Genomic DNA, 10187 nt, shown 5'->3' with positions numbered 1-10187 from the left:
GGTACGGCTGTAACGTGTTTCAGTTTATTGTCGGGCCGGGTCAGCCGCCCAGGCAATCGCCGCCGGACGCGTGTCCGAGCAGTCCGCTTTCGGGCGGAGTCGGGCCCGGACTCAGGCTCGGCCCGGGCCCGACCCCCGGCTCAGGCGATACACGCCGACACGATCGCGGCGATCGCGATCTGGGACGACGCGGTGACCCATACGCACGGGTGCGGTTCGCGCTCGACCACGGTGGCACCGAGTCGGCCCGGGGTGACCAGGTCGATCACCAGGAACGCGATGGCCATCAGGATCAGCCCGGAGACCCCGAACAGCGCCGTGGAGGCCAGCCCCTTGCCGAACTCCTCGTAGGTGGTCGCGATCGCCGTGGTGACGATCATGCCGACGCCGAGCAGTGCCGAGGAGAGCACCAGCGCCGCGTTGCGATTGCGTTCGATCCAGATCTGCCGACCGAGGTTGCCGGGTGTCAGCAGGTCCACGAGCACGAACCCCAGGACCATGAGCACGATGCCCACGCCCCCGTAGGCGAACGCGTAACCGACACCTTCCGCGAGATCCCTGAACATGGCGCCGTGTCCCCCATCGTCGTCGGATCACCTGATGGGGCGTCATTGTGTCGGATCGTTTCGTGCGATCGTCACATCGCGCGACTCCGAGTGTTCACGATTCGGCACTCCTGCGGATACGTGTGCCACGTGGACCAGACCGCGCCGGCCCCGCAGCGCTCGACCACCATCGCGGTGACCGCGTACGGCAGCCCCGGGTATTCGCCGATCAGGCCGTATCGGTGCCCGGTCGCCAGGGCCACGATCTCGCGCACCCGGGCCACGAACGCGGCGTCCTCCAACCGCTGGGTCAACGCGGTGAACTCGTATTCCCACCGGCCGAGCCGGGTGGCCGCCCGGGCGGGCAGCGGGGTGGCCGCACCCGGCAGGCACGCGACGGTCTCCGACACCGCGTCGCCCTCCCCCCGGTCGGGGATGATCAACATCTGGTGCGACGCGCCCAGCAGCCGCAGCTCCAGCTTCAGCCCTCCGAGTTCGACATGGCGCTCGGCCAGCGCGGGGAGCGCCGGTAGGCCCAGGCACCAGCCGAGGGCGTCCGCGCGGGTGTCGGTGTACGTGGTGGTGAGTGTGGCGTGCATTCTCGCGCTCATCTGTCCGGGCAACGGGGAAGACCCCACGGGAGGCTCCCGGGGGCGACAATCGGCTGCAAACCAGGGGACATGACTCACGGTAGGTGCCCAAAGGCACAGCGTCGTCACCCGCGAAGGTGAAAGGCATTGACACGAACGGGTGACGGACACCCTGTGGGCCGGGCCATCCGGCGCGCGAGGATGGGCGGGTAGACCAACCCCCGCGAAGGAGCCGTACGGATGAACCGACCGCTGTTGGCCCGACACCTGGACGGCCTGGGCACCACGATCTTCGCCGAGATGTCCGCGCTCGCGCGCAGCACCGGCGCGATCAACCTCGGCCAGGGCTTCCCGGACACCGACGGCCCGGCGGAGGTGATCGAGATCGCGGTCGCCGCGATGCGCGAGGGCGTGAACCAGTACCCACCGGGCGACGGCATCCCGGACCTGCGCCTGGCGGTGGCCGAGCACCGGCGGCGCTTTCGCGGGCAGACCTTCGACCCCGACTCCGAGGTGCTGATCACCACCGGCGCGACCGAGGCGATCGCGGCCACCCTGCTCGCGCTGCTCGAGCCCGGCGACGAGGTGATCGCACTCGAACCGTTCTACGACTCGTACGCCGCGTGTATCGCGATGGCCGGCGCACGCCGGGTCGGCGTCACCCTGCGCCCCCCGTACTTCCGCCCGGACCCGGACGAGCTGCGCGCGGCGGTCACCGACCGCACCCGGGTGATCATGCTCAACAGCCCGCACAACCCGACCGGCACCGTGCTCACCCGGGCCGAACTGGAGTCGATCGCCGCCATCGCGATCGAGCACGACCTGATCGTGGTCACCGACGAGGTCTACGAACACCTCGTCTACGACGGCGAGCACATCCCGATCGCCGGCCTGCCGGGCATGCGCGAGCGCACCGTCACCATCTCGTCGGCGGGCAAGACCTTCTCGTTCACCGGCTGGAAGATCGGCTGGGTGTGCGCGCCGCGGGAGCTGATCGCCGCGGTACGCACGACCAAGCAGTTCCTGACCTACACCTCGGGCGCGCCGTTCCAGCCCGCCGTCGCACACGCCCTGCGGCTGCCGGACGCCTATTTCGAGGGGCTGCGCGAGGATCTGCGGTACAAGCGCGACCTGCTCGGCGGCGGTCTGCGCGCGGCCGGACTGACCGTCTACGAACCGCAGGGGACCTACTTCACCACCACCGACATCACCCCGCTGGGCTACACGGACGGCCTCGACTTCTGCCGTCGACTGCCCGAGCTGCGCGGTGTGGTCGCGATCCCGGAGGTGGTGTTCTTCGACGACGTCGAGGTCGGCCGACCGCTGGTGCGGTTCGCCTTCTGCAAGCGCGTCGAGGTGTTGGAGGAGGCCGCCAAGCGGCTCGCGGCGACCGGCTGAGCCGGGCCCGCCCGCACGGGCACCGGCGTACGTGTGGGGGCCGACGGCCCCCACACACGCTTCGGCGGACTACGCCTGGCCGTCGGCCGGCTTGTCCTCGGGGCCGAACTGCTCGTTGATCCAGTTCGCGAACGAGATACACGTGCTGATCCACGCGCGCGTGGTGAACACGAACAGCTCGCGGTTGATGCCGGGCTCGCAGTCGAGCTGGGCCTCACCGATCAGGCGCAGCTTCTCCTCGTGCTCGTGCGTGTAGACCTTGGGCCAGAAGAACTGGCGGTGCCACTCGTCGAGCCGGTCCAGCATCCGCGGGCGCTCCGCCGGGTCGAACTCACGGTCGAGGAACATCCGGACCGTGAAGATCTCCTGCTTGTCGCCACGCAGCATGAAGTAGACGCGGAAGCCGTCCCAGGGCGCGCAGATGTCGCCTTCCTCGTCGGTGAAGTGGTTCACCTGAAGCTCGTCGAGAACCTGGTTGATCAGGTCCGCCGACGGCTTGACGACCGGTGCGGCCGGGACGAAGGTCGACCTCGGAAGCGAGGACGGGTCGATGCTCATGAAAAAAGATCCTCTCCAGACGTATGGACGCCATCCTCTCTCATTCGGCCCAGAGCGGTAGGCCCCAGCGCGCGAGGCCTCATTCGTATTCGGTGCCACCCTTGCGGGTGAGGTAGGCCGCGGAGACGATCTTGCCGATCGCCCGCCCGCCGACCACGTCGCTGTACCGCTCGCGGGCCGGGCGGATCACGATCCCCTCGCGCAGGTGCGCGGCGGTGCCCGAGACGGTCTCCCGGCCCTCCGCCAACGCCAGCAGCACGGCCTCGTCGTAGGGCCCGGCATACAGCGTCGGCACCAGCGGAAGCACCGTCTCCAGATCATCGAGCAGTTCGGCGAGTCGCTCGGCGTCCACCCGGCGCACCGTGCCGCCGGCGTCCGCGAGCGCGACGTCGAACACCGCGAAGCCCGGCTGCTCCGACCGGCCCTGCGCGCCGTACGCCAGGTCCTGTACGCCCTGCCCGAACACCTCGCCGAACACGCCCACCCGGGCCGCGCCGTGCCGCGCGGCCAACTCCGCGGCGGCCTCGGGCAGCCGGTGCGCGAGCACGCTGCGCCAGTAGAGGTTGTGCTCGTCCCGGACCAGCGCCTGCGACCTGGCGCCGAAGCCCTTCGAGGACACGAAGCTCTCACCGGTGTCGGCCACATAGGTGTACAGGCACGCGGTGCCGTGGATCTTCTCGGTCGCCACCACCGGCTCGCCGGCCGTGAACAACTCCGGGTAGCGCCGCACGTTCTCGATGTCGACCCACGGCAGCAGGTCGGTGGCGGGCACGATCTCGCCGCTCATGTGCACGGGGATGGGCGGCACCCACTTGACGATGCCCAGCAGCTCGGCGAAGTCCTCGTCGTCGGCGAGCGCGCTCGACAGGTCCCGGCCCTCGAGCGCGCTGGGCCGGCAGACGATGCCCTGCGAGAGCTCGCCGCGCAGCCGGATCGCCCGAACCCGGTTCCCGGCCGACCCGGCGAGCCGCCCGGTGAGGCCGAGTTCGTCGATCAGCGGGTCCGGCAGCACCGCCTGCTCGGGGATGTACACCGCGACGTCACCGGTGACGTAGGCGCCCTTCGCGACGACGGCCCGGTACAACCCGACCTGGGCCAGCTCCAGCGCGTCCGCGTTGGGGTGCTCGTGCACCACCAACCGTTCGGCCGTGACCTTGAGTGTGGACATGCGTCGCCCCTTCCCCGAAACCGCACAGGGGGCCTTCCCCGGCGCCTACACGGTCCCAAGGGCCCGGGCGGGGCCGCCAACGATTTACCGGCGTCCCGGTACAGGATGGGACACATGCCGAACTTCATCGAGAAGCCGACGGTCGTCGAGGCCGCCGGCAACATCCCCAAGACCATTCGCGAGTACGTCGGCCGGGTCAACACCGGCGACCGGGCGCTGAGCATCGCGCACATGACCAGCCCCGGCGGCTGGGAGGAACCGGGCCAGCGCCCCGAGTTCGACGAGTACACGGTCGTCCTGCGCGGCGTCCTGACCGTCGAGTTCGAGGGCGGCGTCCAGGAGGTCGCCGCCGGCCAGGGCATCCACACCCCCGCCGGCGAATGGGTCCGCTACAGCACCAGGAACTCCGAAGGCGCCGACTACGTCGCCGTGTGCCTCCCCGGCTTCGCCCCCGAAACGGTCCACCGCGACGAATAGGCCGTGCGCCCGGCGGGTGGCGGTCGCCGCGACCCGCCGGGATCCCGGGCGCGTTCGGGTCAGATCTTGGCGGTGATGGTCGAGACGAACTTCGGCAGCAACTCGCCCTGCCAGCCGGGCCAGGACATGTCGGAGCCCTCCTTGGTGAGGCTGCCGGTGGCGTCGACCTGCAGGTAGTACTGGCCCTTGCGCAGAAGGACCTGATTCACCGCGAAGTAGGCGTCGTCGGCGCCGGTGCCGCTGCCCAGCACCTTGAAGTCGGGCTGGACCCGCTGCGCGCTGTTCTTGCTGAGGTTCCAGTTGTAGTCGAGCTCCTTGGGAGCGTCGATGTTCTTGATCTGGATGGTCAGCTTGATCACGTTGCTGTAGCCGAAGCCACGCTTGGTGTTCACCGTGTAGAGGCAGCTCGTGCTGCGCAGCGCCGGGCCGCGGGAGGCATACGAACCGGACGCCTTGGCGGTGCCCTGTTCCTCCTGGGTGGTCACCTCGGGGATCACCTTGGCGATCTCTTCGGGGGTGATCAGGTCGCAAACGTCCGGCCAGGTGGACATGTCGGTCGCCACGGGGGCGAACTTGCCGCCGCTCTTGGGCGCGGGCGGCGCCGAGGGACGCGAGGCCTCCTTGGACGTGGGGGCGCTCGGAGTGTTCTGGATCGCGTTGGGGTCGAAGCTCTCCAGCTTTCGGACGGATTCCGTGGGCGGCAGCTTGACCGCCTCGTTCTTCTTGCCGTCCGTGCCGTTGATCAACAGCGCGGCGATCACCGTCGCCGCGGTGCCCGCCGCGAGCACCGCCAGCCAACTGAAGACCTGCCTGCGGCGGTTGGGGCGCGGCGGCTCGGGCGGATACGGCGGCGGATAACCGGGCGGGCCGTACCCGGGCGGCGGCCCGTACTGGCCCGGCCCGCCGTACTGGCCGGGCGGCGGCTGCTGACCGTAGCCGCCCGGCGGCGGGTAGCCGGGTCCCTGGCCGGAGTATTGGCCGGAGTTCGGGCTGTTGTACTGGCCGGTCATCGAGTGCTCCCGTGGTGACGAACCGTCGAGGGACGACGGCGAATCAGTCGTCCGTCATCTTGATGTTGAGGACGCGCACGAGGGCCGGTCCGGCCTTCTTGGTCCACGTGTCGGGCGCCTCGTTGGCGCCCGTCGATTCCTTGGTCTGCGCGCTGACGTCCAGGACCACGTAGTAGCCGGGCGAGTCCGGCTTGGCACCCTGCTTGTACAGGTTGAGCTTGCCGTTCTGGCGGAACGCGTCCTGGACGAACAGCTTGTTGGCCAAGTCCTCGTAGCCGGTGAAGGGCGCCGCCTCCGCCTTGGCCTTCTCGTACATGTCCTTGACCGGGCCGGCGTCGCCGATCGCCTTGATGGTCATGGTCAGCTTGGCCGGCGTGGCCGGGTCCTGGAGGTTGGGCAGCTTGAGCTTGACCGTGCACTCGTAGTTCCGGGGCGTCTTGGCACCCTTGCGGCCCTCGCGCGACCCGACGATGCTCGAGTCGGGGACGGCGTTCTGGATCTCCTTGTCGGACAACATCGTGCACGCGTCCGGCCACGTCCCGGTGTCCCCCGACGCGCGGAACTTGGCGCCGTCGACGAACGCCACCCCGGGCGGCGGGGTGTAGCCGTCGGGGAAGGCGACCCCGTTCTCGGCCACCGGCTTGTCGCCCTTGTCGTTCTTCTTGTTGATCTCGTCGACGATGTACGACGCGGCGACGGTGGCCAGCACACCGCCGACCACCACGCCGATCCAGCCGAGAATGGGCTTGAGCCTGCTCCGGCGCGGCGGCGGCTGCGGCGGGTACGGCTGCTGGTACATCCCGGGATGACCGTACTGCGGCTGCTGCTGCGGCCCGCCGTACTGGTTCCCTCCTGGGTTCCCGATTCGTACCATCCCCGTATCCTCCCGATGCCTGTTCCGATGCGCTGTTCCGATGCGCTGTCGCCGATGCTGCGGTGCCGCGCGGACCGCGGGTTACATCCGTGCCACGAGGTAACCGATGAGCGTCGGCCCGTACTGCTTGACCGCGTCGTCGTCCGCCAACTTCGCCCCGCCCGGACCGTCCAGTCCGGAAGACACGTACAGCTCCACGAAGTACGGACCCTTGTGGAACCAGATGTACGAGTCGTCGCGGAACGCGTCGTCGGTGCCCAGCTTCGTGCCGAGCTCCTCGAACACGCCGAACGGCTTGCGCCCTCGGTTCTTCTTGGTGTCGCCGTAGTGGCCCTTCGCGGTCACCGGGGTGCTCACCTCGTGGAGTGTGAGCTCGATCCTGGCGTACGACGGATACTTCGGATTGTTCGGGTCCGGCACGGCCAGTTCGAACTTGCACTGATTATCGGCCGCGCCCGGGAAGTCGTACTTGACCGAAACGGTCGTGTCGGACTTCCTGGTCTTGACCGTGGCGCCCTTGACGACCTTCCCGATCTGCGCGTCCGACAGCATGTCGCACGCCTTCGGCCAGGTCTTGCCGTCGTTGGTCGCGTTGAATTTTGCCCCGGCGTCGGCGGGCGGCGCTGCGGGGAAAACCATCGGACGCTCGAGCGGCTCGGCGCTCTGCCCGGCCTTGGGGTCCCCGCTCTTGCCACCGCCGCTCGCGGCCGGTCCGGCCGAGGTCGGGCCGGGCTTGGCGGTGTCCGCGCCGTCGTCCTTGTTCAGCAGCACGAAGCCGCCGACGCCGGCGCCGACCAGCACCACCGCGACCGCGGCCCACAGCGCGAGCCGGTTGTTCCGGCGCGGCGGGTTCGGCCCGTACGGGTGGCCGGGCGGCCCGTAGTGTCCCGGCGGCCCGTAGCCCGGCTGCGCGGGCGGGTAGCCGGGCTGCTGGGGCACGTAGCCCTGTTGCTGCGGGAACCCCGGCTGCTGCTGCGGATACTGCCCGTGCGGCGGCCCGCCCGGTCCCTGCTGCCACCCACCGCTCACAGCTTCTGCCCGACCACCGCGGCCATCGACGGGCCGTACTGACGCACCATGGTGTTGCTCTTGAGCGGGTTGCCCTGCGAGTCCTCGAGCTGGGCCGACAGGGTGACCCAGACCCGGAAGCCGTTCTTGGAGATCTGGATCGTGCGGTTGTCCCGGAAGGACCCGTCCACCCCGATCTTGTCGGCCGGGATGTCGTCGTACTGGTCCGGGTAGGCCTTGGTGGCCGTCTCGGACTGCGTCTTCTCCTTCGCGAAGGAGGTCTTCTCCTCGGCCGGCGTCTTGTAGCCGTACGTGGTGACGTTGATCTTCGCGGGGTAGTCCGAGGACTGCTGGTTCGGCAGGTCGAGCGTGATGTCGCACTCGTTGTCGTTCACGCTCTTGCCGAGCAGGTTCGAGTACCGGCCCATGAAGCTCTTGCGCTCGCGGATGGTCCCCTCGGGGATGACCGACTTGATCTCGTCGTCCGTCAGCAGATCGCAGGCCTTGGGCCAGGACTTCGGGTCCACCGAGATGCCGCTGATCTTGGGTCCGGTGATCGGCGGCAGCGTGTCCGGGATCTTGAGCTGGTTGGTGATGTCGACCTTCTTGGGACCGGCGGCCGCGGTGTTGCTCGGCGCGGCCACCTTGCCGGTCACGATCGGCGCGGGCGCCGACTTCTGCGCGTCCGGGTCCTTCTTGTCGGTCGGGTCGTCGAAGCCGACCACCGCGACCACCACGGACGCGACGACGGCGCCGGTGACACCGGCGATCCAGGTGCCGATCACCTTCTTGCTGCGACCACCGCGCGGCGGCCGTCCGTCCGGGCCCAGCGGGACCGGGTTCTGCGCGTACTGCTGGTAGTGCCCGTACTGGCTGTACTGCGGGTACGGATAGCCGTCGGGCTCCTGGAACCCGCCCGGCTGTTGCTGCTGTTGCGGATATCCGGCAGGCGGCGGCGGGTAGCCGCCCTGCTGCGGATAGCCACCCTGTGGCGGGCCCGGCTGTCCCTGCTGTCCCGGTTGTCCCGGTGGTGGGCCGGGTGGCATCGGCGGCACAGGCGGATAGCCCTGACCATCGCTCATCGGGAGGTCCCCCTCGGATCTCGGGTTTGGCCTGGCGTTCGCTTGGCAGGCATCAGGCGCCACGTCATGCTGCCATGCGCATGGAGAGGCTGCAGACGTCAAGGGTGTCGTTTGTGGCGACATTCACCTAAATAAGTCTGCGGAGGCGCACAACGTTTCGATGACGCCGAGCGTCCGGGTCGCGACAGCACGCCTCCGAATCCGCCCCTCACAGCTCGCGAGGCACTAAAGTTGAGTCAGGAATACTCAAGCGATTTGACCGGTTGCACCCGACGGCTCATCCTTGAGCGGCAAGCACTCAACTCTTCCCGTGGAGGAACCGAATCATGGCACGTGCGGTCGGTATCGACCTCGGTACGACGAACTCCGTCGTCAGCGTTCTGGAAGGCGGCGAGTCGACCGTCATCACCAACGCGGAGGGGTCGCGGACCACACCGTCCGTGGTTGCCTTCGCGAAGAACGGTGAGGTCCTGGTCGGCGAGGTGGCCAAGCGTCAGGCCGTCACCAACGTCGACCGGACCATCCGGTCCGTCAAGCGTCACATGGGGACCACGTGGTCCGTGGCGATCGACGACAAGAAGTACACCGCGCAGGAGATCAGCTCCCGCATCCTGATGAAGCTCAAGCGCGACGCCGAGGCCTACCTGGGCGAGAAGGTCACCGACGCGGTCATCACCGTGCCGGCGTACTTCAACGACGCCGAGCGGCAGGCCACGAAGGAGGCCGGCGAGATCGCCGGTCTGAACGTGCTGCGCATCGTCAACGAGCCCACCGCGGCGGCGCTGGCGTACGGCCTGGACAAGGCCGACGAGCAGACCATCCTCGTCTTCGACCTCGGCGGCGGCACGTTCGACGTGTCGCTCCTGGAGATCGGCGACGGCGTGGTCGAGGTCAAGGCCACCAACGGTGACAACCACCTCGGCGGCGACGACTGGGACCAGCGGGTCATGGACCACCTGGTCAAGCAGTTCCAGAACGCGCACGGCGTGGACCTGTCCAAGGACAAGATGGCCCTCCAGCGCCTGCGCGAGGCGGCGGAGAAGGCCAAGATCGAGCTGTCCTCCTCGATGGAGACCTCGATCAACCTGCCCTACATCACGGCCTCGGCCGAGGGCCCGCTGCACCTGGACGAGAAGCTCACCCGCGCCCAGTTCCAGCAGCTCACGCAGGACCTGCTCGACCGCACCAAGGTGCCGTTCCAGAAGGTCATCGAGGACGCGGGCATCCCGCTCTCGGCGATCGACCACATCGTCCTGGTCGGCGGCTCGACCCGGATGCCGGCCGTCGCCGACGTGGTGCGCGAGCTCACCGGTGGCAAGGAGCCCAACAAGGGCGTCAACCCGGACGAGGTCGTCGCCGTCGGCGCCGCGCTCCAGGCCGGTGTGCTCAAGGGTGAGGTCAAGGACGTCCTGCTGCTGGACGTGACGCCGCTGTCGCTTGGTATCGAGACCAAGGGCGGCATCATGACCAAGCTGAT

The 10187-nt window shown here is 68.9% G+C and carries 11 protein-coding genes; 3 read left to right on the top strand and 8 right to left on the bottom strand.

Annotation, left to right across the window (positions count from 1 at the left end):
• Positions 1-140 precede the first annotated feature (140 nt).
• Together ACWCPW_RS50770 and ACWCPW_RS50765 are read right to left on the bottom strand one after the other, a co-directional pair.
• Entirely contained in the window at positions 141-566 is a 426-nt protein-coding gene (locus tag ACWCPW_RS50770; RefSeq protein WP_395864672.1) for a DUF350 domain-containing protein, read from the bottom strand.
• 71 nt (positions 567-637) lie between these two features.
• Complete coding sequence (locus ACWCPW_RS50765; protein ID WP_449768467.1) at positions 638-1144, bottom strand: DUF2617 family protein; 507 nt, start codon at positions 1142-1144, stop codon at positions 638-640.
• 231 nt (positions 1145-1375) lie between these two features.
• Here ACWCPW_RS50765 and ACWCPW_RS50760 point away from each other — a divergent pair, with 231 nt between their 5' ends.
• Positions 1376-2533: a pyridoxal phosphate-dependent aminotransferase gene (locus tag ACWCPW_RS50760; protein ID WP_449768466.1), complete on the top strand. Its 1158-nt coding sequence runs from the start codon at positions 1376-1378 to the stop codon at positions 2531-2533.
• Between the two features lie 69 nt (positions 2534-2602).
• Here ACWCPW_RS50760 and ACWCPW_RS50755 read toward each other — a convergent pair whose 3' ends face one another.
• Both ACWCPW_RS50755 and ACWCPW_RS50750 read right to left on the bottom strand, forming a co-directional pair.
• Positions 2603-3091, bottom strand: coding sequence for a YbjN domain-containing protein (locus ACWCPW_RS50755; protein WP_449768465.1), 489 nt, complete (start codon positions 3089-3091; stop codon positions 2603-2605).
• Positions 3092-3170: 79 nt separating this feature from the next.
• On the bottom strand, positions 3171-4259 hold the full coding sequence (locus ACWCPW_RS50750; protein WP_449768464.1) for an RNA ligase (ATP): 1089 nt from the start codon (positions 4257-4259) through the stop codon (positions 3171-3173).
• A 114-nt stretch (positions 4260-4373) separates the two neighbouring features.
• Here ACWCPW_RS50750 and ACWCPW_RS50745 point away from each other — a divergent pair, with 114 nt between their 5' ends.
• The gene (locus ACWCPW_RS50745; protein WP_449768463.1) at positions 4374-4736 is read left to right on the top strand and encodes a cupin domain-containing protein; all 363 of its coding nucleotides are present in this window, start codon (positions 4374-4376) and stop codon (positions 4734-4736) included.
• Between the two features lie 59 nt (positions 4737-4795).
• Here ACWCPW_RS50745 and ACWCPW_RS50740 read toward each other — a convergent pair whose 3' ends face one another.
• From ACWCPW_RS50740 to ACWCPW_RS50725, 4 genes are all read right to left on the bottom strand, one after another.
• Positions 4796-5746, bottom strand: coding sequence for a hypothetical protein (locus ACWCPW_RS50740; RefSeq protein ID WP_449768462.1), 951 nt, complete (start codon positions 5744-5746; stop codon positions 4796-4798).
• Between the two features lie 43 nt (positions 5747-5789).
• Positions 5790-6620, bottom strand: a complete 831-nt coding sequence (locus tag ACWCPW_RS50735; protein WP_449768461.1) for a hypothetical protein — start codon at positions 6618-6620, stop codon at positions 5790-5792.
• Between the two features lie 81 nt (positions 6621-6701).
• Positions 6702-7649 (bottom strand): hypothetical protein, encoded by a 948-nt coding sequence (locus ACWCPW_RS50730; protein WP_449768460.1) that lies wholly within the window; start codon positions 7647-7649, stop codon positions 6702-6704.
• Complete coding sequence (locus ACWCPW_RS50725; protein WP_449768459.1) at positions 7646-8710, bottom strand: hypothetical protein; 1065 nt, start codon at positions 8708-8710, stop codon at positions 7646-7648. The genes ACWCPW_RS50730 and ACWCPW_RS50725 overlap by 4 nt, the downstream gene beginning before the upstream one ends.
• 326 nt (positions 8711-9036) lie before the next feature.
• Here ACWCPW_RS50725 and dnaK point away from each other — a divergent pair.
• A partial coding sequence (dnaK, locus tag ACWCPW_RS50720; protein WP_449768458.1) for a molecular chaperone DnaK occupies positions 9037-10187 on the top strand: 1151 nt, incomplete at its 3' end.

It is taken from the genome of Embleya sp. NPDC001921, from assembly GCF_053594475.1.
Note: the sequence above shows the minus strand (reverse complement) of the source record. Positions and strands in the feature narration are given on the sequence as shown.